The 25,871-nt window shown below is 60.8% G+C and carries 21 protein-coding genes; 17 read left to right on the top strand and 4 right to left on the bottom strand.

All coding sequences use genetic code 11. The features are described 5' to 3' along the window. The first annotated feature begins 62 nt into the window (after positions 1 to 62). Positions 63 to 3,563, top strand: coding sequence for a DNA polymerase III subunit alpha (gene dnaE, locus KBW81_RS02035; protein WP_254248139.1), 3,501 nt, complete (start codon positions 63 to 65; stop codon positions 3,561 to 3,563). Positions 3,564 to 3,642: 79 nt separating this feature from the next. After that, positions 3,643 to 4,218, top strand: coding sequence for a hypothetical protein (locus KBW81_RS02040; RefSeq protein WP_254248140.1), 576 nt, complete (start codon positions 3,643 to 3,645; stop codon positions 4,216 to 4,218). Positions 4,219 to 4,368: 150 nt separating this feature from the next. Here KBW81_RS02040 and KBW81_RS02045 read toward each other — a convergent pair whose 3' ends face one another. Then, entirely contained in the window at positions 4,369 to 4,572 is a 204-nt protein-coding gene (locus KBW81_RS02045) for a SlyX family protein (RefSeq protein ID WP_090190519.1), read from the bottom strand. 217 nt (positions 4,573 to 4,789) lie between these two features. On the opposite strand from KBW81_RS02045, the gene hisS reads away from it, so the two are divergent. The 4 genes from hisS (at position 4,790) to KBW81_RS02065 (ending at position 8,957) form a co-directional block, all read left to right on the top strand. After that, on the top strand, positions 4,790 to 6,280 hold the full coding sequence (hisS, locus tag KBW81_RS02050; protein WP_254248141.1) for a histidine--tRNA ligase: 1,491 nt from the start codon (positions 4,790 to 4,792) through the stop codon (positions 6,278 to 6,280). Next, positions 6,274 to 7,359, top strand: a complete 1,086-nt coding sequence (locus KBW81_RS02055; RefSeq protein WP_254248983.1) for an ATP phosphoribosyltransferase regulatory subunit — start codon at positions 6,274 to 6,276, stop codon at positions 7,357 to 7,359. Before hisS ends, KBW81_RS02055 begins: the two co-directional genes overlap by 7 nt. Next, on the top strand, positions 7,359 to 8,048 hold the full coding sequence (gene hisG, locus KBW81_RS02060; RefSeq protein WP_254248142.1) for an ATP phosphoribosyltransferase: 690 nt from the start codon (positions 7,359 to 7,361) through the stop codon (positions 8,046 to 8,048). The genes KBW81_RS02055 and hisG overlap by 1 nt, the downstream gene beginning before the upstream one ends. Positions 8,049 to 8,183: 135 nt before the next feature. Further along, complete coding sequence (locus KBW81_RS02065) at positions 8,184 to 8,957, top strand: glycoside hydrolase family 25 protein (protein WP_254248143.1); 774 nt, start codon at positions 8,184 to 8,186, stop codon at positions 8,955 to 8,957. A gap of 122 nt (positions 8,958 to 9,079) precedes the next feature. Here the strand turns inward: KBW81_RS02065 and KBW81_RS02070 are convergent, their stop codons facing one another. Both KBW81_RS02070 and KBW81_RS02075 read right to left on the bottom strand, forming a co-directional pair. Beyond that, the gene (locus tag KBW81_RS02070) at positions 9,080 to 10,639 is read right to left on the bottom strand and encodes an AMP-binding protein (protein WP_254248144.1); all 1,560 of its coding nucleotides are present in this window, start codon (positions 10,637 to 10,639) and stop codon (positions 9,080 to 9,082) included. Positions 10,640 to 10,758: 119 nt separating this feature from the next. Further along, on the bottom strand, positions 10,759 to 11,190 hold the full coding sequence (locus KBW81_RS02075; RefSeq protein WP_090190528.1) for a DUF1489 family protein: 432 nt from the start codon (positions 11,188 to 11,190) through the stop codon (positions 10,759 to 10,761). Between the two features lie 394 nt (positions 11,191 to 11,584). Between KBW81_RS02075 and KBW81_RS02080 the strand changes: the two genes are divergently transcribed. The 8 genes from KBW81_RS02080 (at position 11,585) to KBW81_RS02115 (ending at position 20,724) form a co-directional block, all read left to right on the top strand. Beyond that, entirely contained in the window at positions 11,585 to 13,852 is a 2,268-nt protein-coding gene (locus tag KBW81_RS02080) for an adenosylcobalamin-dependent ribonucleoside-diphosphate reductase (RefSeq protein WP_254248145.1), read from the top strand. 399 nt (positions 13,853 to 14,251) lie between these two features. Further along, complete coding sequence (gene hemP / locus KBW81_RS02085) at positions 14,252 to 14,398, top strand: hemin uptake protein HemP (RefSeq protein WP_341223190.1); 147 nt, start codon at positions 14,252 to 14,254, stop codon at positions 14,396 to 14,398. Then, the gene (locus KBW81_RS02090; RefSeq protein ID WP_254248146.1) at positions 14,395 to 14,898 is read left to right on the top strand and encodes a hypothetical protein; all 504 of its coding nucleotides are present in this window, start codon (positions 14,395 to 14,397) and stop codon (positions 14,896 to 14,898) included. Before hemP ends, KBW81_RS02090 begins: the two co-directional genes overlap by 4 nt. Positions 14,899 to 14,921: 23 nt before the next feature. After that, positions 14,922 to 16,184 carry an imelysin family protein gene (locus KBW81_RS02095; protein WP_254248147.1) on the top strand — a complete coding sequence of 421 codons (1,263 nt, stop codon included), beginning with the start codon at positions 14,922 to 14,924 and terminating at the stop codon, positions 16,182 to 16,184. A gap of 106 nt (positions 16,185 to 16,290) precedes the next feature. Beyond that, positions 16,291 to 17,868 carry a di-heme oxidoreductase family protein gene (locus tag KBW81_RS02100; RefSeq protein ID WP_411914372.1) on the top strand — a complete coding sequence of 526 codons (1,578 nt, stop codon included), beginning with the start codon at positions 16,291 to 16,293 and terminating at the stop codon, positions 17,866 to 17,868. Further along, positions 17,865 to 18,848, top strand: a complete 984-nt coding sequence (locus KBW81_RS02105; RefSeq protein WP_254248148.1) for an imelysin family protein — start codon at positions 17,865 to 17,867, stop codon at positions 18,846 to 18,848. Before KBW81_RS02100 ends, KBW81_RS02105 begins: the two co-directional genes overlap by 4 nt. A 1-nt stretch (position 18,849) precedes the next feature. Then, positions 18,850 to 19,920, top strand: coding sequence for a DUF1513 domain-containing protein (locus KBW81_RS02110; protein WP_254248149.1), 1,071 nt, complete (start codon positions 18,850 to 18,852; stop codon positions 19,918 to 19,920). Positions 19,921 to 20,019: 99 nt separating this feature from the next. After that, on the top strand, positions 20,020 to 20,724 hold the full coding sequence (locus KBW81_RS02115) for a DUF1003 domain-containing protein (protein WP_367305312.1): 705 nt from the start codon (positions 20,020 to 20,022) through the stop codon (positions 20,722 to 20,724). Positions 20,725 to 20,775: 51 nt separating this feature from the next. Here the strand turns inward: KBW81_RS02115 and KBW81_RS02120 are convergent, their stop codons facing one another. Next, a complete protein-coding gene (locus tag KBW81_RS02120; protein WP_254248150.1) occupies positions 20,776 to 21,756 on the bottom strand; it encodes a LysR substrate-binding domain-containing protein in 981 nt (326 codons plus the stop codon). 205 nt (positions 21,757 to 21,961) lie between these two features. Here KBW81_RS02120 and chvE point away from each other — a divergent pair, with 205 nt between their 5' ends. The 3 genes from chvE to mmsB all read left to right on the top strand — a co-directional run bounded on the left by chvE (position 21,962) and on the right by mmsB (position 25,870). Then, positions 21,962 to 23,023 carry a multiple monosaccharide ABC transporter substrate-binding protein gene (gene chvE, locus KBW81_RS02125; RefSeq protein ID WP_254248151.1) on the top strand — a complete coding sequence of 354 codons (1,062 nt, stop codon included), beginning with the start codon at positions 21,962 to 21,964 and terminating at the stop codon, positions 23,021 to 23,023. A gap of 109 nt (positions 23,024 to 23,132) precedes the next feature. Then, positions 23,133 to 24,665, top strand: coding sequence for a multiple monosaccharide ABC transporter ATP-binding protein (gene mmsA, locus KBW81_RS02130; RefSeq protein ID WP_254248152.1), 1,533 nt, complete (start codon positions 23,133 to 23,135; stop codon positions 24,663 to 24,665). Next, a complete protein-coding gene (gene mmsB / locus KBW81_RS02135; RefSeq protein WP_411914373.1) occupies positions 24,662 to 25,870 on the top strand; it encodes a multiple monosaccharide ABC transporter permease in 1,209 nt (402 codons plus the stop codon). The genes mmsA and mmsB overlap by 4 nt, the downstream gene beginning before the upstream one ends. Position 25,871: the final 1 nt, after the last annotated feature.

A 25,871-nucleotide genomic window follows, 5' to 3' on the forward strand; every position in this document is an offset into this window, starting at 1 on the left:
CTTAGCTGTGTGACTAAGCGTTAGCGGCTTTCCCCCATCCGCCGGGCGATCTAGGGTAGCGCATGACCCAATCCCCTCGATTCATTCACCTGCGCGTGCACACCGAATATTCCCTTTTGGAAGGGGCCGTTCCGGTGAAAAAGCTATCCGGTATGGCCGAGGCGGCTGGCATGCCGGCCGTCGCCGTGACCGATACGAATAACATGTTCGCTGCCCTTGAATTCAGCGAATATGCGTCAAAGGCGGGCATCCAGCCGATCATCGGCTGTCAGATGTCGCTGGCCTATACGGTGCCAGAGCCGGGCAAGCGTGCACCAGATCCGGCACCTATCGTTTTGCTGGCCCAGTCCGAACAGGGCTATCTGAACCTGATGAAGCTGAACTCTGCCGCGTATCTGGATAACGAGGGCCAGTTGCCGCAGATCGATTTTGATGACCTGAGCCATCATAACGCTGGGCTGATCTGTTTGACCGGCGGGCCGGACGGGCCTGTCGGGCGTCTGTTGCAGCAGGGCCAGCAGCCGCGGGCAGAGCAGGTGCTTGATACGCTGCATGCGCTGTTTGGCGATCGGCTTTATGTTGAATTGCAGCGCCATCCTGACGGCGGCGGTCTGCCGCAGGCCGAGGTTTTGACCGAGCGTGGCCTGATCGAGATGGCCTATGCCAAGGGTCTGCCGATTGTCGCGACCAATGACGTCTATTTTCCGAAAACGGGTCTGTACGAGGCGCATGACGCCCTGCTGTGTATTTCCGAAGGGTCCTATGTCGACCAGTCCGAACCGCGCCGCCGCCTGACGCCGCAGCACTATTTTAAATCCGAGCGCGAGATGGCGACCCTGTTTGCCGACCTGCCGGAGGCGCTGGAAAACACGGTCGAGGTCGCCAAGCGCTGTGCTTTTAAGGTCTACAAACGTCCGCCGATCCTGCCCAAATTCGCTGATGACGAGGTCGCCGAACTGCGGCGTCAGGCGCAAGAGGGGCTTAAGTTTCGCCTATCGATCATCCCCCACGCGGTCAGCGTCGAGGAATACGAGAAGCGGCTTGAGTTCGAGCTTGGCATTATCGAAGGCATGGGGTTTCCCGGCTATTTCCTGATCGTGGCCGACTTTATTAAGTGGGCCAAAGACAACGGTATCCCCGTCGGGCCGGGCCGTGGTTCGGGTGCGGGTTCGCTCGTGGCCTATGCTCTTTTGATTACGGACCTTGATCCGCTGCGATATTCTTTGCTCTTCGAGCGTTTCTTGAATCCAGAACGGGTGTCGATGCCCGACTTCGACATCGACTTTTGCATGGACCGGCGCGAGGAAGTGATCCGCTACGTCCAAGATAAATATGGCCGTGATAAGGTGGGGCAGATCATCACCTTTGGTGCGCTGCTGTCCAAGGCTGCCGTGCGCGACGTGGGCCGCGTGCTGCAAATGCCCTATGGTCAGGTCGACCGTCTGTCCAAGATGATTCCGGTCGAGGGGGTCAAACCCGTCAGCATTGAAAAGGCGTTGGCAGACGAGCCGCGCCTGCGCGAAGAGGCCAAGAACGAAGAAGTGGTCGAACGCCTGCTGCGCTATGCCCAACAGGTCGAAGGTTTGCTGCGGAACGCGTCCACGCACGCCGCCGGTGTCGTGATCGGCGACCGCCCGTTGGACGAGCTGGTGCCACTGTATCAGGACCCCCGGTCCGACATGCCCGCGACCCAGTTTAACATGAAATGGGTCGAACAAGCGGGTCTGGTGAAGTTCGACTTTCTGGGCCTGAAAACGCTGACCGTCATCCAGAACGCTGTAGAGCTTGTCCGCAAAAACGGACGGCCGCTGAATAAATCCGCTGACGGGCGAGAGCTTTATCAACCGCCCGCCGGGTTTGAATACGACATAGGGGCGATCCCGCTGGACGACGAAGCGTCCTATAAACTTTATGCCAGTGCCAAAACTGTCGCCGTGTTCCAGGTGGAATCCAGCGGCATGATGGACGCGCTGAAACGGATGAAGCCGACCTGTATCGAGGATATCGTCGCGCTTGTGGCGCTGTATCGTCCCGGTCCGATGGAAAATATCCCGGTCTACTGCGAGGTCAAGAATGGCCAGCGCGAGATCGAATCTGTCCACGAATCCATCGACTATCTGCTGGCCGAAACCCAAGGCATCATCGTTTATCAGGAACAGGTGATGCAGATCGCGCAGGTCATGGCGGGCTATTCGCTTGGCGGCGCTGACTTGCTGCGCCGTGCCATGGGTAAAAAGATCGCCGAGGAGATGGCGAAGGAGCGTCCCAAATTCGAAAAAGGGGCGATGGAAAACGGCGTTGCGAAAAAGAAAGCCTCTGAGGTTTTCGACCTTTTGGAAAAGTTCGCCAACTATGGATTCAATAAATCCCACGCCGCCGCCTATGCGGTGGTCAGCTATCAAACAGCTTGGCTAAAAGCAAACCACCCGGTCGAGTTCATGGCTGGTGTGATGAACTGCGATATTCACCTGACAGACAAGCTGGGGGTTTATTTCCAAGAGGTGAAAAAGGGTTTGGGGCTGGAATACATTCCGCCCTGCGTGAACCGGTCTATGGCGACCTTTGATGTGCGCGACGGCAAGCTGATCTATGCACTGGGCGCCCTGAAGAACGTCGGTGTCGAGGCGATGAAGCTGATCGTCGAAGGGCGGGGCGACCGTCCTTTCGTGAACCTGTTCGACGTCGCCCGCCGGGTGGACCTGAAAAAGGTCGGTAAGCGCCCGATGGAAATGCTGGCCCGTGCAGGCGCATTTGATATTTTGGACCCTAACCGCCGCCGGGTCATGTCCTCTCTTGATGCGCTGGTCGGATACTCTGCCGCGATCCACGACCAAAAGAACAGTAATCAGGTGTCCTTGTTCGGAGAGGCGGGCGACGACTTGCCCGAGCCGCGCCTTGCAGGCGGCGACGACTGGTTGCCAGCGGAACGTCTGGCCGAGGAATTCAAGGCCATCGGTTTTTACCTCTCAGGCCACCCGCTGGACGACTATATGGGCGCGCTCAAGCGCAAGAACGTGCTGACGCTGGACGAGGTCATCGTCAAAGCGGGCCGCGCCGCTTGTATCGTCAAGATGGCAGGCACCGTGTCTGGGCGGCAGGAACGCAAATCGGCGCGGGGCAATCGTTTTGCCTTTGCCCAGCTGAGCGATCCAACCGGGCAGTACGAGGTGACGCTGTTCAGCGATACGCTGGAACTGGCGCGCGAGCATTTGGAGACCGGCTCTCACGTCGTGATCCAAGTCGAGGCGACGATGGAATCCGATCAGCTGAAGCTGCTGGGCCGGTCGGTCAGTCCGATCGACACAGCCGTCGTGGATGCCACCAGCAATGGGCTGCGGGTGTTCCTTGATTGCGCTGATGCGATCCCTTCTGTCGCGTCGATTTTGGAATCGGCGATGAAGGATAAGGTCAAAGGCGCGCGCGGGCCTGTGTATTTCTGCCTGATGGACCCGTCGTTGCCGGGAGAGGTCGAGCTGGATCTGGGGCAGGACTTTCCGGTCAATCCGCAGATCCGCGGCGCCCTGCGCAGCCTTGGCGGCGTGATCGAGGTCGAAGACGCGTGAATCTGCCGCATCACGCAACCGCTACTCGGCGCGCCTTTCGGGGCATGGTAGTCAAATTCAATCAGCGGAGGGGCCAGTTATGAAGTTTTTGTTTTCGAGTGTTATCGCCTGTTTGGCCCTTGCTGGCTGCGCTGGCGTCGGTGCCACCGGAACCGGGACGCCGATCATGAATAGTGACGTTGATATCGGGCAAGCCGCCCCGGGGGCCGGGCTGGCCTTTGGCAAGATTGACACGACTTGCGGTGTTGCGCCCGCCAGCCTTGGGACCGCTGTGGCGAGCGCCTCTGGCTATACGGTCTACGATTCGAAACCCACCAGCACCGCGCCTCGCGCACATTATGTCGATGGGTTCACCGATGGCTGCTTGCGGCAATTCACTGCGGCGCTGGTGTTGACTGGCGATGTGCAGACCCACGAGGGCGTCCGTTATCAAGCCTCGAACACGCGGCCTTATTCGGAAACGGATACGGCATACGAGGTGATTAAGGGCAAGTACTGCGGCGCACCCTCTGGTCAGAGCTGCGGTGCGAAGATTGATGCGCTTGGGCGGCGCACTGTGTTTTTGACCGCCTATCCGTCGTTCTCTGATAGCGACAACTGGGTCGAGTATCTGCTGCACGAAGGCGTCGTCGCCGACGCCGGGGCAGAACGCTAACGATGGCAGGGGGCGCTGCCCCCCGGCTTCGCCTTCCCCCCGAGGTATTTTTGACCAGAAGAAGAGTGATGTGTGTTGGTTGAGGGGGCGCTGCCCCCGCCGCTGGCGCGGCCCCCCAGGGATATTTAGGACGATAAGAAGAGGACGGCCTTACCAGTGCGGCGGGCGTTCATCGCCAAGGGGGATCGTGCCGCCGGCGTCGGCCTCTCGCGTGGCTTCACGCTGCATCAGCATCTCGATCCGGCGCTGGGCCGTGTCGATGGTGCGGTCTTGGCGGGCGACAACGTCGCTTAAGTCCTCCACCAAGCGGGTGAGGTGGGCAATTTGTTCTTCAAGGCGCAGGATATCGGTCATGAGGCAAGTTCTAGCGTAGGGGCGGGGACTGCGCCACAGCTTGATGTGGCTGGATTGACGGATTTTGTGAATAAGTCACTAATTTCAGTGCCTTATTTAACATAATATGTTTCGCGTGCGAAACATTTAGGTTTTGCAATGTAAATCGCACCGCCATTGCCACGCTGGCCCCTGCGGGTTATGTCGCGCAGCGATGACCAGCGGATGCGAGGATGCCATGGCCAAGGAAAAGAAGACCCCGCGCCCTAAGGCGGAAACGCCCAAAGGCTTTCGCGACTATTTCGGCGCGCAGGTGACGCAGCGCACCCAGATGTTGCGCCAGATCGCCGAGGTCTATCATCGTTATGGCTTTGATCCGCTGGAAACCTCTGGCGTAGAGACGGTCGAGGCGCTGGGCAAGTTCCTGCCCGATGTTGATCGCCCGAACGAGGGCGTCTTTGCTTGGGAAGAGGACAGCGACTGGCTGGCCCTGCGCTATGACCTGACTGCGCCGCTTGCCCGCGTCGCGGCGCAGTATCGCAATGATTTGCCCTCGCCGTACCGCAGGTATGCGATGGGTCCGGTGTGGCGCAATGAAAAGCCTGGACCGGGGCGTTTCCGTCAGTTTTATCAGTGCGATGCGGATACGGTCGGCGCACCTTCTGTCGCGGCCGACGCCGAGATTTGCGCGATGCTGTCCGACACGCTAGAGGCCGTCGGCATCAAGCGCGGCGACTATGTGATCCGGGTGAATAACCGCAAAGTCTTGAACGGCGTGCTTGAAGTCGCGGGTCTGGCTGGCGACGACAAAGAGGCTGCGCGCGGGATCGTGCTGCGGGCCATCGACAAGCTGGACCGCCTTGGCGTGGACGGCGTACGCGCCTTGCTGGGCGAGGGACGCAAGGACGAGAGCGGCGATTTCACCAAGGGTGCGGGGCTTGATGACGTGTCTGCCGACGTCGTCATGGGCTTTATGGATGCGGGCCGCGAAACCGGCGCTGCGACGGTGGCCCGGCTGTCCGAACTTGTCGCTGGATCAAGCGTGGGTGAGGCGGGTGTGCAGGAATTGCAGACGATCGCGGACTTGCTGTCGGCCCAAGGTTACGGCCCCGACCGGATCGTGATCGACCCGTCCGTCGTGCGCGGTTTGGGCTATTATACCGGGCCGGTTTACGAGGCCGAACTGACCTTTGAGGTCACGGACGAGAAGGGCAATGTGCGCAACTTCGGCTCTGTTGCGGGCGGCGGGCGTTACGACGATCTGGTCAAGCGCTTCACCGGGCAAGAGGTGCCTGCGACGGGCGTGTCCATCGGCGTGGATCGCCTGCTGGCGGCGCTGCATGCGACGGGGCGGCTGGATACCAAGGACGTGGGGCCTGTCGTGGTGACCGTCATGGATAAGGTGCGGATGGCGGATTATCAGACCATGGTTGCTGAATTGCGCAATGCAGGCGTGCGGGCAGAGGTTTATCTGGGCAACCCTAAGAACTTTGGCAACCAGCTGAAATATGCGGACAAGCGGAACAGTCCCATCGCGATCATCGCGGGCGGGGATGAGTTTGAGAAAGGCATCGTGCAGATCAAGGACCTGATCCTTGGCGCGCAGATGGCCGAAAACGCGACGCTGGAAGAGTGGAAAGACCGCCCAAGCCAGATTGAAGTCGCGAGGACTGATCTTGTGGCCGAAGTCCAAAAGATGCTGGCCGGACAACAGGAATCGCAATCGTGACCTTAGCCGCCACACTGACCGAAGCCGACCGCCTGCGCGATTTCTTTGCCGCGCGCGATGCTGTTGTGGTGCAGACCGACGTGCTGCAATCGGCGGACACTTTGCTGGATTTGTACGGCGAGGATATTCGCGGCCGGTCCTACCTGACCGCCGATCCGATCCGTGGAGAGATGGTGCTGCGCCCCGACTTTACGGTGCCCGTCGTACAGATGCACATGCAGTCCCACGCGGACCCGGCCCGCTATACCTATGCGGGCAAGGTGTTTCGTAAGCAGGATAGCGATCCCGACCGGGCGAATGAATTCGTGCAGGTCGGGTACGAGGTCTTTGATGGCGTTAATCCGGCGTTGGCCGATGCCGAAGTCTTTGCCGCGATCCGTGATGCGCTGGGCGATGTGCCGCTGCGGGCTGCGACGGGGGACATCGGGATTTTGATGGCTGCCGTTTCGGGTCTGCGCACGTCGCAGGCGCGCAAGGATGCGTTGGCGCGGCATATCTGGCGGCCACGGCGGTTTCGCAATTTGCTCGACCGGTTCGGCGGGCGTACAGTTGTGCCGCCAAGCCGCGCAGCGTTGCTGGCGGCCAGCGATCCCTTTGCCGGGGCGGGTGCTGATATGGGTAAACGCAGCCGCGTCGAGGTCGCGCGCCGGATCGAGGCGCTGCGGGCTGATGCGGCCACTGCGCCGATCAGCGGCGAGGAACTGGCCTTGCTGGATACGCTGACGGGGCTGCGCGAAACCTCTGACCATGTGCTAAGCCAACTGCGTGATATCGCGGTGGATATGCCGGCGATTGGTCCGGCTGTGACGCGTCTGAATGCACGTTTGGACGCGCTAGAGGATTACGGCGTGGATGTGTCTAAGCTCGAGTTCGAGGGCAGCTATGGCCGCACTTCGCTTGAATATTACGACGGCTTTGTCTTTGGCTTTTACGCAGCGGACGATCCGACCTTGCCGCCTGTGGCGACCGGCGGGCGTTATGACGCACTGACAGCGCGGCTGGGCGAAGGCGTGGCCGTGCCTGCGGTGGGCGGTGTGATCCGGCCTGATCTGCTGCTGCAGCTGCGGGGGGATATCTGATGCTGAAGCTGGGTGTGCCGTCCAAAGGGCGGCTGATGGAGAAGACCTTTCAATGGTTTGGCCAGCGCGGCGTAACCCTGCGCAAATCGGGCAGCGACCGCGAATATGCGGGCGCTGTTGATGGGATCGAGGGTGTCGAGCTGGTTCTGCTGAGCGCCGGGGAAATCCCGCGCGAGCTGGCAGCAGGGCGCATCCAGATGGGTGTGACCGGATCGGACCTTGTCCGTGAAAAGCTGGTGAATTGGGAAAAGTCGGTGCGAGAGGTCGCGCTGATGGGCTTTGGCGGGGCGGACCTGATTATCGCCGTGCCGCAGGCTTGGGTCGATGTCGATACACTCGACGATCTGGATGCAGCGGCTGCCGCTTTTCGTGCGGTGCACGGTCATCGGCTGCGGATCGCGACCAAGTATCACCGCCTGGTGCGCGAGTTCCTGAAGCAAGCGGGCGTTGCGGATTACGCGCTGATCGACAGCCAGGGCGCGACAGAAGGTACGGTCAAGAACGAGACCGCCGAGGCGATTGCTGACATCACCTCGACCGGGGAAACGCTGCGCGCGAACGGGCTGAAAATCCTAAGCGACGGTATGATCCATGCGTCGCAGGCGACCTTGTTCCGCACGTCCCGCCGCGACTGGACCATGCAGCAGCGCGCGACATTTAAGACGCTAGAGCAGTTGCTGGGCACCTAAAGGCGGGCGCCTTTGTGATGATGTGAACGGCCGGGATCCGCTTGTGCAGCGGTCCCGGCCGTTGACTTGTGCGCTGGGCCGTGCGGTTGTGTCCGGGCCCTTAGTCATTTTTCAACCATTTCTGCAGGAGCCGTCATGCGGTCATTTTTCTGTCTTGCTGCCTGTGCTCTTGTCCTTGCCGGCTGCGGCGGGCGCGTGTCTCGCGACCGCATTGCGACGTCAAGCGCGCCAGTTTATCCGGTTTTTGCCGATGCCGCGCCCCACGCAAACGTCGGGCAATTGCCGTCGTATTATCCGATCCACGGGGTTGATGTGTCCCGCTATCAAGGGGCGATTGACTGGCACCGTGCCCGGGCGGGGGGCATTTCCTTTGCCTATATCAAGGCGACAGAGGGCGGCGATGTGGCCGATCCGATGTTCCATACCTACCGCGCGGGGGCGGCCGCAGCCGGGGTGCGGCATGGGGCTTATCATTTCTATTACTTCTGCCGTTCGCCGCAGGAGCAGGCGGCGTGGTTTATCCGGAACGTGCCGCGCGACCCGGGTGCGCTGCCGCCGGTGCTGGATATGGAATGGAACCACCAGTCCCGGACGTGCAGCCGCAAGCCCGATGCCGCCACTGTGCGGGCAGAGGCTACGGTGTTTCTGGACATGCTAGAGCGGCACTATGGCAAGCGGCCGCTGGTTTATACGACGCCTGATTTCTATTGGGACACAGCCCTTGGCCAGCTGCCGCGCACGCAGTTCTGGCTGCGGTCCGTCGCGGCGCATCCATCCGAGCGCTATCCCGGTGAGGGCTGGGCGTTTTGGCAATACACCGGCACCGGGATTGTGCCGGGGATTGCACGGCCTGTCGACGTGAACGCCTTTGCCGGGAGCCCGGCGCAATGGGCGAAGTGGATCGAGTAATCGCCTGATGGTGTCGCCCCGGCGGTGCCGGGGCGGGCGTTGAGGGGGCGCTGCCCCCGCCGCTGCGCGGCCCCCCGAGATATTTGTGACCAGAAGAAGGTGGGGGGCTGCGGGTTTTGCGGTTAGCCTTCGGCTTTGATTTTGTCGCGCAGGAAGCGGCGCAGGATTTTGCCGGAGGCGGATTTCGGGATTTCGGTCACGAAGTCGATGCGGTGGACCTGTTTGTAGGACGACAGGGTTTTCGCAAGGTGCGCCTTGATCGCGGCGTCATCAGGGCCGTTTTCGGTGCGCACGATAAAGGCCATGGGGATTTCACCGGCCTCTGGGTCTGGCAGGCCGATGACGGCGGCGTCGGTAATGCCGTCCATCGCGACAAGTGTCGCCTCCAGCTCTGCCGGGGCGACTTGGAAGCCTTTGTATTTGATCAGCTCTTTGAGGCGGTCGACGATGAACATCTGGCCGTCTGCGTCGATCACGGCGATGTCGCCCGTGCGCAGCCAGCCGTCCTCTACAATGGTTTCGGCAGTGGCTTTGGCGTTGTTGAGGTAGCCCTGCATGACGTTGGGGCCTTTGATCCAAAGCTCGCCTTCTGCCCCGGTATCAAGGTCTTGCCCGGTTTCGATGTCAACGATGCGGCACAGCACGTTTGGCGCGGCAAGGCCGGAGGCACCGGGGATGGCGCTGTCGATCGGGGACAGGTGGCTGACGGGGGACAGTTCGGTCATGCCGTAGCCTTGCAGGGACACGCAATTTAGGCGGGCACCGACGGCGTTCGACAGGTCGGCACCCAGAGGGGCGGCACCGGTAAAGACTTGCTGCAGCGCGGACAGGTCGAACTGATCGACCATCGGGTGCTTGGCCAGTGCGAGGGCGACGGGCGGGACGATCCACATGCGTTTGGATTTGTAGTCCTGACTGATGCGCAGGAACATTTCCAGATCAAAGCGGGGCAGGGTGACGAGGCCGCCGCCGCCTGCAAGGTGCAGGTTCATCAATACGGTCATGCCGTAAATGTGGAAGAACGGCAGGAAGGCGGCAGCGACTTCGCCGCGTTCAAAGTCTGCACCCGCGATGATCTGATCGACGTTCACGACCAAGTTGCGGTGCGACAGCATCACGCCTTTGGGCAGGCCGGTGGTGCCAGAGGAATAGGGCAGCACGACGGTATGGTGGTCCAGATCGACGAGGACTTGGGCGGACAGCGGCTCTTCCATCAGGTCGCTGAGTTCCAGCGTGTTGTCGGCTTTACCGATGGTCGCGATGTCTGTGACGTTGGTGCCGGGTAGTGCTTCGCGGGCGGTGTCGAGGAACATCGGCACGGTGATCAGGAATTCAGCGCGGGAATCCTGCAACTGATGGCGGATTTCCGAGGCGGTATAGGTCGGGTTGATCGTGGTGATGGTGCCGCCAGCGAAGGCGACGGCGTGGAAGATCACGCAGTATTCGGGGCAGTTCGGGGCCATCAAGGCAATGGTGTGACCCGCGCCGAAGCCGCGTGCGGTAAGCCCGCCCGCGAGGGATTCGACCTGATCAATGAACTGCGCGGCGGTGATGGTGCGGCCCGTGGGGCCGTCGGTCAGCACGACCTCTGACGGGCGGTCGCGCAGGCCCTCAAAGACGCGTTCCGTGATCGAGATATCGCGCAGGGCGACGTCGTCGAAGGGGCTTTGGAAAATGGTCATGATGGATCTCCTCTTGTGCAGAGCATGCATCGGAGCGGGGCGACTGTCACCGGTTTTGACGCCACGTCATGATATAGACCATTTGGGGGCTTGGGGCGGGTGTCTTGTGCGCCGGGCGGTTAGCGGACGCCGAGGGCGGCGAGGGCTTTTTGCAGCTCTGGGGGAAGGGAATCTTCGGCCTGTTGACTGTCTGTCAAATCGCCGGGCGCGTCGGCGGGGGACAGGTAGCGCCAGCCTTGGAACGCCTTTTTCGGGGTAGAGGCGGTGCGGATGATTTCGGGTGCAAGCACGATGCCGCAGCGGCGGATATCGTCTTGGCCGATCACCTCGCGCAGTTCCAAAATGCGTTGGCGACATTGGATGACGCCCTTGATCACCCAGTAGATACTGCCGCCGTCCAGCAATTCTGCCTCGCGCTTGGGCCACATGCGGGTGACGTGGTAGTACTGGCCATCACGCGATTGACTGGCGCGTTGCTGCTGCCAGCCGAGCATGTCGTCGATGGACTCGGTCCCGACAGAGAGTTTCACCAGATTTATGTGAGAGGGCAATGAGTTCACCTAGATGTTGTGGTATGTGTGACGCCTTACCGCAGGTCATCAGTGGTTATCAATTAGTCCGGGCGTTGCCAACTGCAAGGCTTGGTGAGCGGGGGGAGGCTCGAGGTGACGCGAGTATTCCTATAAAAATTACCTTGTTGAGTCCGAAATTGAGGTCGCTGAGCTAACCCACCCCAAGCCCAGATTCGGCGTTCCGTCGCGAGGGAAGTTAGGGCCACATATGCGGTGGAGTGCGAAGCGCAACCCCATATGTTGTGCCTATGCGGCATTTTGGCCTGATATTTTGTGTGCAAAATGGCCGTAAGTGAATTGCCAATTCAAGACCCGTCACCTAGAACGGGCATCCTTAACCCTACTTGATTCCCCCATCCCAAGGATTGCTATCATGACCCATTTCAGTGCCCCCATCGCCGCGCAGATTTGGGATATGAAATACCGTTTTAAAGAAGCTGATGGCACGCCGAAGGATATCACAGTCGAGGATACGTGGCGGCGGATTGCGACGTCTTTGGCGTCGGTTGAGAAGTCGCCGAAGGCTTGGGAAGACAAGTTTTACGGTGCGCTGGAGGATTTCAAATATCTGCCCGCTGGCCGGATCACTGCCGGTGCAGGCACCGCGCGTCAGGTGACGCTGTTTAACTGTTTCGTCATGGGCACTGTGCCAGACAGCATGGGCGGCATCTTTGACATGCTCAAAGAGGCTGCGTTGACGATGCAGCAGGGCGGCGGGATCGGGTATGACTTTAGCACGATCCGCCCCAAGGGCGCGATTGTGCATGGTGTGGCGGCGGATGCCTCTGGTCCGCTGTCATTCATGGATGTCTGGGACGCGATGTGCCGCACGATCATGTCCGCAGGCTCGCGCCGCGGGGCAATGATGGCGACGATGCGCTGCGATCACCCCGACGTCGAGGATTTCATCACCGCCAAGCACGACGCGGCCCGGCTGCGGATGTTTAACATGTCGGTGCTGATCACCGATCCGTTTATGGATGCGGTCAAGTCTGGCGGCGACTGGGATCTGGTGTTCAAGGGCACCGTGTACCGCACCGTCAAGGCTCGCGATCTGTGGGATGCGATCATGAAGTCGACCTATGAGGTCGCAGAACCGGGCGTGATTTTCATTGACCGGATCAACAAGGCGAACAACCTGAGCTATTGCGAGACGATTGCCGCGACCAACCCCTGCGGCGAGCAGCCTTTGCCCCCCTACGGTGCTTGCCTGCTTGGCTCGATCAACATGGCGCGGCTGGTCAGCGATCCGTTTGGCGATGCGGCTGCGCTGGATATTGCGGCGCTGGGCGAACTGGTCGCCACCGCTGTGCGGATGATGGACAACGTCGTCGATGCGTCGCAATTCCCACTGGAAGCGCAGCGCCAAGAGGCGAAGGCCAAGCGCCGGATCGGTCTGGGCGTGACGGGTCTGGCCGATGCGCTGCTGATGGTCGGTCTGCGCTATGGCTCTGAAGAAGCGGCGCGTCAGACGGATGAGTGGATGCACGCGATCGCCCGCGCCGCCTATCTGGCGTCGGTCGATCTGGCCAAGGAAAAGGGCGCGTTCCCGCTGTTCGACGCAGAGGCCTACCTTGCGTCCGGTGCGATGGAAGCAATGGACGAGGATGTGCGCGAAGCGATCCGCGAGCATGGCATCCGCAACGCGCTGCTGACCTCGATTGCGCCCACTGGCACGATCTCTCTTTACGCGGGCAACGTGTCGTCGGGCATCGAGCCGGTGTTCGCATATGCCTACACCCGCAAGGTGTTGCAGAAGGACGGGTCGCGCACGGAAGAAGAGGTCGTGGACTACGCCGTGCAGATGTGGCGCGAGCTGAAGGGTGACACCCCGCTGCCCGACTATTTCGTCAACGCCCAGACGCTGGCCCCGCTAGAGCATGTGCGCATGCAGGCTGCGGCGCAGAAGTGGATCGACTCGTCGATTTCCAAGACGATCAACTGCCCCGAAGACATCAGCTTTGACGATTTCAAAGAGGTCTATATGGCCGCTTGGGATCAAGGCTGTAAGGGCTGCACCACCTATCGTCCGAACGCCGTGACCGGTTCCGTGCTGAGCGTGTCTGACGACAAGCCAGTCGCCGTCGAGCAAGAGAACGGCACCGCCGAGGTCGTCTATATGACCGAGCCGCTGGATCGCCCGACCGAGCTGGAAGGCGCGACATACAAGCTGAAGTGGCACGATAGCGAGCACGCGATCTACATCACTGTGAACGATCTGGTCGTCGGCGGGCATCGCCGTCCGTTCGAGGTCTTCATCAACTCCAAGAACATGGAGCATTTCGCTTGGACCGTGGCGCTGACACGGATGATCTCTGCTGTGTTCCGGCGCGGCGGCGATGTGACCTTTGTGGTCGAAGAGCTGAAGGCGGTGTTCGATCCGCGCGGCGGCGCTTGGATGCAGGGCAAGTACGTGCCTTCGATCTTGGCGGCCATTGGCGGCGTGATCGAAAAGCACATGATCGCGACGAGCTTTTTGTCGGGCGAGGGCGAAGGCCTGAAGAGCGATCCGCAGGCGGATGTGGTCACCCTTGGCAATGCGCCACGTGGTAAAGCCTGCGGCAGCTGCGGCAGCTATGACCTGCGCATGGTCGAAGGCTGCATGACATGCGGGAGCTGCGGCTATTCCAAGTGTGGGTGATGGGTGGCCAGTCGGCCATCTGTTGATCGTCTGATGTGCTTTACGTGAAGCACTGACGCGGCTCCGAACGCGACATAAGAAAGGGGGCGACGCTGCGGCGTGGCCCTTTTTTGCATTCTATATGGCAATTTTCGGAAGAATGATGGAGCGCCGCTGATGACGCGACTGGGCGCGGTGCGGGTGATTGACGCGTGGCGTGCGCAGATCAGAAAGCCGTCATTTTTTTGTTTAGTTGTTGTTAATAAGTGAAAATATCGAAGGATATATCCCCCGCTCGCGCTATAAACTCTTTTAGTCAACTATTCCCGTTGACGTATCTGACTGTTTCAGTCAGAAAAGGCGCATCATCCTAGCCACCCTTACGGCAGCCCGGAACACACAATGCCAAAAGGTGACGCTATGTCCGCTTCTACCCATACGCAGGATGCGCCAACGCATAACGCCAAAGACCTAATGGCGGGCGGCGATCAGGCGTGGATTTTGCTTTCGGGGCAGGCGTATCTGCTGCGCGTGACCCGCGCTGGCAAACTGATCCTGACGAAATGAGCGTGCGTCCGCATTTCCCCGGTGTGGATGTGCCGCAGCAGACACCGCGTGGCGGTGCCCCTGTTGGCACTTTGCAGGAACTGGGGCCAATTGAGCTTGGGGCCGTTGTCTACCTGCGGGCGTGGTGCACGGGCGGCGCGGATCGCGGCATGATTGCGCGGGACTTTGCCCTTGTCATGGGCGATGCCGCTGGGCCGATGGTGGCCGATTTTGATGCGCTGATGACCGCGGTTCTGACCAATGCCCGGCGGCCTATTATGCGGCACGGGCTGGGATGCAGTTGTTTCTGCGGGGATGAAAGCGCCTTTGCCAATCTGGTGGCTGCTGCCGCTGGGCGGGACCATGAAGAGGCGCTTTTGTTCGCCAGCACTTTGATCAAGGGCCATGCGGCATGGGCTGCGGTGGAGCTGGCTTTGCGCCTTGGGCAGGTTTTCCTGCGGCTTGCACGGATGCCAAATACCGCACCCGTCCCGACACATAGCCAACATAACTTACGCTAAAAAAAACTAAGGAACACGATCCGATGAAATCCATGCTTTTCGCCATGACGGCGACCACGGCACTGACGGCCCTGCCCGCATTCGCGGTCGAGCGGGCCGAGGTGTTGGACACCTATGCCAACATCGCGGCGGCCGGATATGCCGACAGCCTGACCACCGCGCAGGCGCTGCAAACGGCAGTGGACGTATTGCTGGACCAACCGTCAGAGGCGGCGCTGCAAGCAGCCCGCACTGCATGGATCGCGGCGCGCGTGCCCTACATGCAGACCGAAGCCTACCGGTTTGGCAACGCGATCGTCGACGATTGGGAGGGCCGCGCGAACGCCTGGCCGCTGGACGAAGGGCTGATCGACTACGTTGACGCCACCTATGGCGGTGCGACGGACGAAAACGAATTTGCCGTGCTGAACGTCGTGGCGAACCCGTCGTTCACCCTGTCCGGCGAAGAGGTGGACGCGAGCGCGATCACCCCCGCCTTGTTGCAGGACACATTGCAAGAGGCGGACGGCGTCGAGGCGAATGTCGCGACAGGCTATCACGCGGTGGAGTTCCTGCTGTGGGGCCAAGACCTGAACGGCACGGATGCGGGGGCCGGGGACCGGCCTTGGACCGACTATGCGGCAGGGGACGATTGCACCAACGGCAACTGTGATCGTCGCGGCGATTACCTGCGTGCGGTGACTGATTTGCTGGTGACGGATCTGGACGAAATGGCCGCTGCTTGGGCCGATGGCGGGGCTGCGCGGACCGCAGTTTTGGCGGATGAAACCGCTGGCATTTCGGCCATGCTGACGGGCATGGGGTCGCTGTCTTATGGCGAGCTGGCAGGCCAGCGCATGAAACTGGGCGTCATGATGAACGACCCAGAAGAAGAGCATGACTGCTTTTCCGACAACACGCATATGAGCCATTATTACGACGGGCTTGGCGTCCAAAACGTCTATCTTGGCAGCTATACCCGCGTTGATGGCAGCACCGTCAGCGGCCCATCGCTGTCTGATTTGGTCGCGCAGGCTGATCCGGCGATTGATGCGCAGTTAAAGACCGAGCTTGAGGCTTCCGTCGCTGCGCTGGCCGTGATCCGCGATAAGGCAGAGGCTGGAATGGCCTATGACCAGATGCTGGCCCGCGACAATACCGAAGGCGAGGCGCTGGTGATGGGCGCGGTGGACGCGTTGGTTATCCAGACCCGGTCGATCGAGCGGGCGGTCGCTGCGCTGGACCTGAACGGGATCGCGGTCGAAGGGTCCGATAGCTTGGATAACCCGAACGCCGTGTTCCAGTAACGCAGGTCTCGCGTTGCGCTGTTTGTCAGACGGCGCCATGTGATGTTTGCAAGTGATGCGGCGGGGCCTCGCCGCATCGACCCATTTCAAAAGACAAGATGCCGATATGACCCAGCGATACAGAACCCTTTTGCTTGGATGCGCGGCGGCCATGGCGCTGGGCGGCACGGCTTTGACGGCGCAGACGCAGGCTGAAAGCTACGACCTGAACGCGCCGCATCTGACGGGTCAACCGCGGACGGACGCAGAGGCCGCGCGCATCGCGGCGGTCACCGCGCCGACGACAGATTTCACCAAGGCGGAACCGTTCGAGGCGAATGGCGCAGGCGCGGCCACGGTGCGGGCGCGGGACAACGGCGATGCATTCTCGATCCCCTCTGCCAATATGCCGTTCGCGCGCGAGTTGGACTTTAAGGTCGGCGACGGGCTGTTTCGCAAACTTTGGGTGTCGTCGCCGTCCTCGACGCTTGTGTCGGACGGGCTTGGGCCGCTGTATAATGCGCGCAGTTGCCAGAATTGCCACCTGAAAGACGGGCGCGGCCATCCGCCTGAAGGCGATGAAGAGGCCGTGTCGATGTTCCTGCGCATCTCGGTCCCGGCACCGACCGATGCGGATATGTCAGAACTGGACGCTTTCCTGCTGAGCCTTGGCGATGATGACACGCCGCGCACAGCGCCCGATCCGGTCTACGGCGGGCAGTTGCAGAACTTTGCGGTGCAAGGGCATCCGGCGGAATATCGCATGGGCATCACCTATGCGGATGAAAAGGTGCAATTGGCGGGCGGGCAGACGGCCACACTGACCGAGCCGACCTATACGGCTGACAATCTAGGCTATGGCCCGCTGGCCCCCGGCGCGATGCTGTCGCCCCGCGTGGCCCCGCAGATGATCGGTCTTGGCCTGCTAGAGGCGATCCCTGCCGCCGATATTCTGGCACAAGCTGACCCGGATGATGCGGATGGGAACGGTATTTCGGGGCGGGCGCAGGTGGTTTGGTCCTTTGACAAAAACCGCCCGATGCTGGGCCGCTTTGGCCTAAAGGCGGGCGCGCCGACGATCCGGGAACAATCCGCCGCTGCCTTTGCTGGCGATATCGGCATTTCCACCCCGATCTTTGACGCGCCTTGGGGCGATTGCACGCAGGCGCAGGCAGATTGCCAAGGCGCGCCGCACGGCACGACAGGCACCGAAGAGCTGACCGAGATCAACGCCGAAGGGCTTGATTTGGTGACTTTCTATGCCCGCAATCTGGGCGTGCCGGAACGGCGCGATGTGGACGATCCGCGCGTGCTGCGCGGCAAGCAGGTGTTCTATGACACCGGGTGCATCGCCTGCCATACGCCGAAATATGTCACCGAACGGCTGGACGATCAGCCAGAGCAAAGCTTTCAGCTGATCTGGCCCTATACCGACATGCTGCTGCACGACATGGGCCCCGGTCTGGCAGACAACCGTCCCGAAGGTCGCGCAAATGGCCAAGAATGGCGCACCCCGCCGTTGTGGGGCATTGGTTTGACGCAGACGGTATCGGGGCACACATATTTTCTGCACGATGGCCGCGCCCGGTCCTTGTTGGAAGCCGTGCTGTGGCATGGTGGAGAGGCGCAATCGCAGCGTGATGCGGTCGTCGCGATGGCTCCGCAGGACCGCGCTGATCTGATCAAATATCTGAAGTCCCTATGAAATCCGCATTGTCCCTGATCGCCGCGCTGGCCGCATCCCCTGCCTTTGCTGGCGTAGAGGAGGTGGTGGATGCCCACATCCTGCCCGGCTATGCGGCGCTCGAAGCGTCCGCCGCTGACTTGCGCGACATTGCCGCTTCCGATTGCACGCCGGATGCGGTGCGCCCGGCCTGGAACGACACCTTTGACGCTTGGATGGCGGTCAGCCATCTGAAGTTCGGACCCATCGAACAAGACGGCGCGTCCGTTATCGTGGCCTTCTGGCCGGACGAACGCAGCGCGACGCCAAAGGCGCTGGCCCGGCTGATCGCCGATCAAGACCCGATCATCGACACGGCGACGGGGACGGCGCAAATCTCGGTCGCGGCGCGGGGCATCTATGCGTTGGAATATCTGCTGTATGATCCGCAGTTCGATCAGGCGGGGGATTATGGCTGTGCCTTGCTCCGGGCTTTGACCGCCGACTTGGCGACCATTGCGGCGCGCGTTGATCAGGATTGGCAGGACGGCTACGCCGAGACGATGCGCACGGCGGGCGCGGCTGGCAACCAGACTTACCTGAGCGATGACGAGGCCACGCAGGCGCTGTTCACGGCGCTGCTGGCGGGGCTCGACTTTGATGTTGAACAGCGTTTGGCGCGTCCGCTGGGTACCTTTGATCGCCCCCGTCCGAACCGGGCAGAGGCGTGGCGGTCTGGCCGCAGTCAGCGCAACATCGCGCTGTCTCTGCAGGGGCTGGCCGATCTGGCGCGGCAGTTAACGGATGGCAATGCGCCGATCACGGATGCCGCTATGACCCGCGCGATTGAATTGGCCGAAGGTCTGGATGATCCAATTTTGGCAGGGGTGGACAACCCATCCAAGCGGTTAAAGATTGAAATTGTGCAACAAGCGATCACCACCGCATATGACGCGGTGCTGGGCGAAATCGGCGCATCGCTGGGCGTTTCGGCAGGCTTTAACTCCGCGGACGGGGACTGACATGACTACACGGCGCGGATTTCTGGCCAGCCTTGCGGCAGCGGTTGCGATCCCAAGTGTGACCTGGGCGGATGCGGGATCGCCGGACTACCTTGCCGCCGCGCGAGAGCCTGACGGCAGCTTTGCGCTGTACGGTGTGACGGCGCAGGGGCAACAGCGGTTTCGCATTCCGCTGCCGGGGCGCGGCCATGCCGGCGCGGGCCATCCAGTCCGGCCAGAGGCGGTGACCTTTGCCCGCCGGCCCGGCACCTATGCGTTGGTGATCGACTGCGCGCAGGGCCGCGTGATCCGCACCTTGACCGCGCCAGAGGGGCATCATTTCAGCGGGCATGGCGCGTTTTCGGCGGATGGTGAACTGCTGTTCACCGGAGAGGTCGATAACGCCACCGGCAGCGGCTGGATTGGTCAATGGACCCGTTCCGGTGGCTATCGCCGTACCCGGCAATTCGCCTCCGGCGGGATTGGCCCGCACGAGATTTTGCGCCGCCCGGATGGGGGCTTGGTTGTCGCCAATGGCGGGATCATCGCTGCGCTGGACGACGACCGCACCAAGCTGAACCTTGATACGATGCGCCCGAACCTGACCTATCTGGCGCTGGATGGCACGGTCGAGGAACAGGTCGCACTGTCCCCCGATCTGCACTGGAATTCGATCCGCCATCTGGCCGCCCATGCGGATGGCACCATCGCCTTTGCGATGCAGTGGGAAGGCGCGGCAGCGGTCACGCCGCCCTTGCTGGGGCTGCACCGCCGCCGGCAGGCACCCGTTATGTGTAAACTGCCCGACACGATGGCGACGCGGATGCAAAATTACGCGGGCAGCGTCGTGTTCGAGGCCGCAGGGGACCGCGTCGCGATCACATCGCCCAAGGGCGGTGTGCTGGCGATTTTCGATCTGGACGGGACATTCATCGACATGCCCGTGCGGGCCGATGTCTGCGGGATTGGGGCCGCGCCGGATGGTTTTATGCTGACGGATGGCTTTGGCGGGATGGCGCGGTTTGGGGCCAGTGCTTTGGCGGGTGTCGCGGCCTTTGATGTCGCTTGGGATAACCACCTGATCACGATCTGATCGCCTGATATCGCAGGCTTTGCGGCCCTGCGGCGGTCCTGTAAGCTGCCCGCAGCCCCCGCCGGTTTCGCCCTGTGGTTGGGCATCAAGGAGGCCGGGATGGCTGGCGACGACGATCAAGACAAGACGACCTGCGCCCTGTGCGGCAAGGCGATGCCGCGCGGCGATGCTGTGTCGCTTGCTGTTATGCGGCCCGATATGACGGCAATGATCTTGGCGGATCATCCAGATATGGGCCCGAACGCCTTGATCTGCCGTGCCGATCTGGCGCGCTATCGCAGGAAGCATCTGGAACACATCCTGACCGACGAGGCGGGCCGCCTGAGCGCGCTGGACCGCGAGGTGATCGATGCCCTCGCCTCTGGCCAAATGCTGACGCAAGATCCGGGCGATAGCGACGACCCAGCCGCAACCAGCTTTGGCGAACGTATGTCGGACCGGGTGGCCGCCTTTGGTGGGTCGTGGACCTTTATCATTGGCTTTGTTGTGACGCTGGTGGCGTGGATGTTGCTGAACGTGACCGGCTTGATGTTCCGGGCATTCGATCCCTATCCGTTCATCTTTTTGAACCTGATCCTGTCTTGTGTGGCGGCGCTGCAGGCCCCAATCATTATGATGAGCCAGCGCCGGCAGGACGAAAAGGACCGCATCCGTGCCGAGAGTGACTACCGCGTCAATCTGAAGTCAGAGCTGGAAATCCGCGCCCTGCATGAAAAAATCGACCACCAGTGGGAGCATCTGTTGCGCATTCAGCGCGCGCAGTTGGATATGGCTGACCCAATAGACACTCTGTCGGGGCAGTAGGGGGGCAGCCGTATAAAGGTTCCATGACGCGGGACCTCGACGATCGGTCTTTTAAGTTAGGTGGGGCTCTCTGTCTTTGATGCGGCTTTGCAGCATCCGTAGGACACGCGCGACGGTGGGTGATGTTTCCGACTGGCGGCGACAAATCAGGGAGTAGGGGGCAACCGCCATGTCGGGGGTGACATCCAGGATGCGGATGTCACTATTCATACGCTTGGGGGACACCAGCACGTCGGCCACGGACCGGGCGACGGGTGCCACGACATTGGTGTCTGAAACGATCCCCAAGGTCAGCACCAGCGACGATGTGCTAAGGGTGCGGACCGGCGGCTCTAGATTGTGATGAAGCAGATAGGATTCGACCGCCTGCCGCATCAACCCGCCCTGTGCCTGCATGACCCAGTCATAGGCCAGCGTGTCGGCCAGCGTCGTATCGCTGCGCCGCATCAAGGGGTGATCTTTGCGGACGATAAGGGCGATGGGCTCTGCGCCGATGGTCGTCGTGGTGACATCGTGGGCGGTGACATTGGACAGCATCCGCCCAAGGTAAAAGTCGATGCGCTGCGCCAAAAGGGCATCGGCCAGCACATCGGATGTATCGACCATGACGTCGAATTCGATCTCTGGATAGGTGACGCGCATATCGCGGATCAGGGGCAGGACCAGTTCCAAGCCTGCACCCGTCACAGTGCCGATCCGGACTAGTCCACCAGTTCCCTGCGCAAGCGTGTCAACTTGGGCAAAAGCGATTTCCAGATCATGCAAGGCGGTCCGCGCGCCTTTGGCCAGCAAAGCGCCTGCCGCGGTTAGGATTACGCCGCGCGGGTGACGCTCGTACAGGCGCGTGCCGGTCGTATGTTCCAGTTCTGTCAGCATCCGAGAGGCGGCCGGCTGCGTGATGCCAACTTGCGCCGCAGCGCCCGAGATTTGACCCAAATCGGCAACCGCGATGAGCAGGCGTAATTGCGGCAAGCGCAGGCCGCGGTGGATCAGGTTGGCGGCTGTGCCGTCTAATACATTTGATCGTATCATTTCGCCGCCCATTTGGTTTCTCGGGAATAATGACATACCCGTACTGATATATCCAAGCGGCATTTTTGCATTTGAAGGTCATATCGCGGGCGCTCAAGGTGCGCCCGTGCAGATGGCGTTCAAATTGGGCCGCCGAGACCTGCCGAATATCATCAGCGGCAACCACCGGGAGGAAACGGGTGGTATTCGCGCAAGGGAGGACGACATGAAATTAATGACATCCATGCTGGCGACGACGATGCTCGTGGCCTTTAGCAGCGGCGCAATCGCGCAGGACGCCGGCTATGTCGGGATCGCGATGCCGACGAAATCGTCGGCGCGCTGGATCGCGGACGGCGACAACATGGTCAAGCAGTTCGAAGAAGCAGGCTATACCGTTGATCTGCAATACGCAGAAGACGACATTCCCAACCAGCTGGCCCAGATCGAGAATATGATCACCAAGGGCGTCGACGTGCTGGTCATCGCGGCCATTGACGGCACGACCCTGTCGAACGCTCTGGCCAATGCCGCCGCATCCGACATCGACGTAGTCGCTTATGATCGCCTGATCCGCGACAGCGGCGATGTCAGCTACTATGCGACCTTCGACAACTTCAAAGTTGGCGTACAGCAGGCATCGACACTGGTCGATGGTCTGAACGCGCGCTTTGCCGATCAAAAGCCATGGAACGTTGAACTGTTCGGCGGCAGCCCGGACGATAACAACGCCTATTTCTTTTATGATGGCGCGATGTCGGTCCTGCAGCCACTGATCGACGCTGGTGATATTGTCATCCAATCCGGCCAGATGGGCATGGATCAGGTCGGCACGCTGCGTTGGGATGGCTCTGTTGCGCAGGCGCGGATGGATAACCTGCTGTCCGCAAACTATACTGACAAGCAAGTCCAAGCGGTCCTTTCGCCCTATGACGGTTTGTCCATTGGCATACTGTCCTCGTTGAAAGGCGTGGGCTACGGCTCTGGCGATATGGCAATGCCGATCGTGTCGGGTCAGGACGCTGAAGTGCAGTCGGTCAAGTCGATCTTGGCGGACGAGCAGTATTCGACGATCTTCAAGGACACCCGCGAGCTGGCCCGTGTCACCGTTGGCATGGTCGAGGCGCTGCTGAACGACGGCGAGCCAGAGATCAACGACACCGAGACTTATGACAACGGCGTCAAAGTCGTCCCGGCCTATCTGCTGGAGCCTGTGGCTGTCACCAAGGACAACGTTGAATCTGTTCTGATCGACGGTGGCTACTACACCAAAGACCAGATCGAGTAATCCTCCCTGCCGGGGGCGCGCGGTTGCGCGACCCCGGCGCTGGCCTTTGATCTGCGCCGGTTGGCACAGATCAAAGGCCCTTTTTTTCAATCGGGCATCCGGGGGGGCCATGACAATACTTCTTGAAATGCGGGCGATCACCAAGGAATTTCCCGGCGTCAAAGCGCTGGACGCCGTCAACCTGACGGTCGAAGAGGGCGAAATCCACGCTCTCGTTGGTGAAAACGGCGCAGGCAAATCCACGCTGATGAAGGTGCTGTCTGGCGTTTATCCCCACGGCAGCTATTCCGGCGATATCGTCTATGACGGTAAGGTGCAGTCCTTTGGGGGCATTCGCGATAGCGAAGCGCAAGGTATCATTATTATCCACCAAGAGCTGGCCCTTGTGCCGCTGCTATCGGTCGCTGAAAATATCTATTTGGGCAATGAACGCGCCACGCGCGGTATCATGGACTGGCGCGCGACCCGCGCTGGTGCCGCGAAACTGCTGGCCCGCGTTGGCCTGAGGGAACACCCCGACACGCTGGTCGACGCACTGGGTCTGGGCAAGCAGCAGTTGGTTGAAATCGCCAAGGCGTTGTCCAAGGACGTGCGCCTGCTGATCCTAGATGAGCCGACATCGTCATTGAACGAGACAGACAGTGCCAAGCTTCTGGACCTGTTGCTAGAATTCAAACGCCACGGCGTGACGTCCATCCTGATCAGTCACAAGCTGAACGAGATTAGCAAGGTCGCCGACACGATCACCGTCATTCGCGATGGCGCTGCGGTGTCGCGGCTGGACTGCCGCAATGGCATCAGCGAAGGTGACATCATTCGCGACATGGTCGGCCGGTCGCTGGATGACCGCTATCCGCCAAAAGTGGATACTGCGAAGGTAGAGGTCGCCATGGATGTGCGCAACTGGTGCGTCACTCATCCGCTGCATTCTGACCGTCAAGTGGTGAAGGACGTGTCCTTTCACGTCAAAAAGGGCGAGGTAGTTGGCATTGCGGGCCTGATGGGCGCTGGCCGGACAGAGCTGGCTATGTCCCTCTTTGGACGCAGCTATGGTACCCATATCACCGGATCGGTGCAGATCGGCGGTACAGATGCAGACCTGTCCACTGTGCGCCGCGCGATTGATGCGGGGCTTGCCTATGCTACCGAGGATCGCAAGACATATGGCCTTGTGCTGGACGACACGATCCGCCGCAACGTGCCGCTGGCACATTTGGATGGTGTCGCGAATGGCATGGTCGTGGACCGTCAGCGCGAGGCCGAGGTGGCAGCGCAATACCGCACCCGGCTGAACATCAAATCTAGCAGTATCGAGCAGCAGACCGTGAACTTGTCTGGGGGCAACCAGCAAAAGGTTGTCCTGTCGAAATGGCTGTTCGCGGACCCGGACGTGCTGATCCTGGACGAGCCCACGCGCGGCATCGACGTCGGTGCGAAATACGAAATCTATACGGTGATCCGTGATCTGGCGGCGGCGGGAAAGGCGATCATCGTGATCTCGTCCGAGATGCCGGAACTGCTGGGTATAACTGACCGCCTTTATGTCATGAACGAAGGCCGCTTTGTGGGGGAAATGCCCACGGCGCAGGCGAGCCAAGAGAAGATCATGGCAACCATTATCAGATCAGGGGATCGTCCATGACCAATACCACCAACCCGGACACCGCAGACTTGCCGCCCGTGCAGGTTAAATCCAGCTGGTCGTTCCTGCGCGGTCACATGCGCGAATACGGCATCCTGTTTGCGCTGATCGCGATCATGGCGTTCTTTCAAATCGCGACGGGGGGCATCCTGCTAAAGCCTGTCAACTTGACCAACCTGATCCTGCAGAACAGCTATATTATTATCATGGCGATCGGCATGCTGCTGGTCATCGTGGCGGGCCACATCGACCTGAGCGTTGGGTCTGTCATGGGTTTTGTCGGGGCGCTGGCCGCTGTGATGATCGTGAATTTCGATATTCCCTACTTTCTTGCCGGACTGCTTTGCCTTGTTGCGGGCGGGTTGATCGGCATGGCGCAAGGGTTCTGGATCGCCTATTTTAAGATTCCCAGCTTTATCGTCACGTTGGCCGGGATGCTGGTCTTTAAGGGTCTGACCCTGTGGCTGCTGGCCGGTCAGTCGGTGGGGCCGTTCCCCAAACAGTTCCAACTGATCGCCTCTGGCTTTATTCCCGATGTGTTTCGCGGCGAAGATCTGAACCTTTTCTCGCTCGCGCTGGGCGTTCTGGTCGCAGGCACCATCCTGTTTCTGGCAATCCGTAGCCGGAGTGAGGCTGCCAAAACCGGCAGCGTCGAGGAGCCCTTTGCTTTCTTCGTGGCAAAGAACGGCCTGATCTTTATAGCACTGGTCTACATGAGCTATCTCATGGCTGACTTCCGAGGTTTGCCGAACGTGTTCATCGTCATGGCGCTGCTGATCGCGGTCTATTCCTTTGTCACCAGTCGCACGACCATCGGGCGGCGCATCTATGCCATCGGCGGGAACGAGAAGGCGGCGATGCTGTCGGGCATCAACGCGCCGCGCCTGACTTTTTTGACCTTTGCCAACATGGGCGTGCTGGCAGCGCTGGCGGGCCTCGTCTTTGCTGCGCGTCTCAACACCGCGACCCCCAAGGCCGGGGCGGGGTTTGAGCTTGACGTAATTGCCGCCGTCTTTATCGGCGGGGCGTCCATGGCGGGCGGCGTCGGCACCGTGGTGGGTGCCGTCATCGGTGCTTTCATCATGGGGGTGATGAACAACGGTATGTCGATTTTGGGCATCGGCATCGACTGGCAGCAATGCATCAAAGGCTTGGTGCTGCTGGCCGCCGTCATCTTTGACGTCATGAACAAAAGAAAAGGATAAG

Source organism: Loktanella salsilacus, from assembly GCF_024206795.1.
Classification (GTDB): Bacteria; Pseudomonadota; Alphaproteobacteria; order Rhodobacterales; family Rhodobacteraceae; genus Loktanella; species Loktanella salsilacus.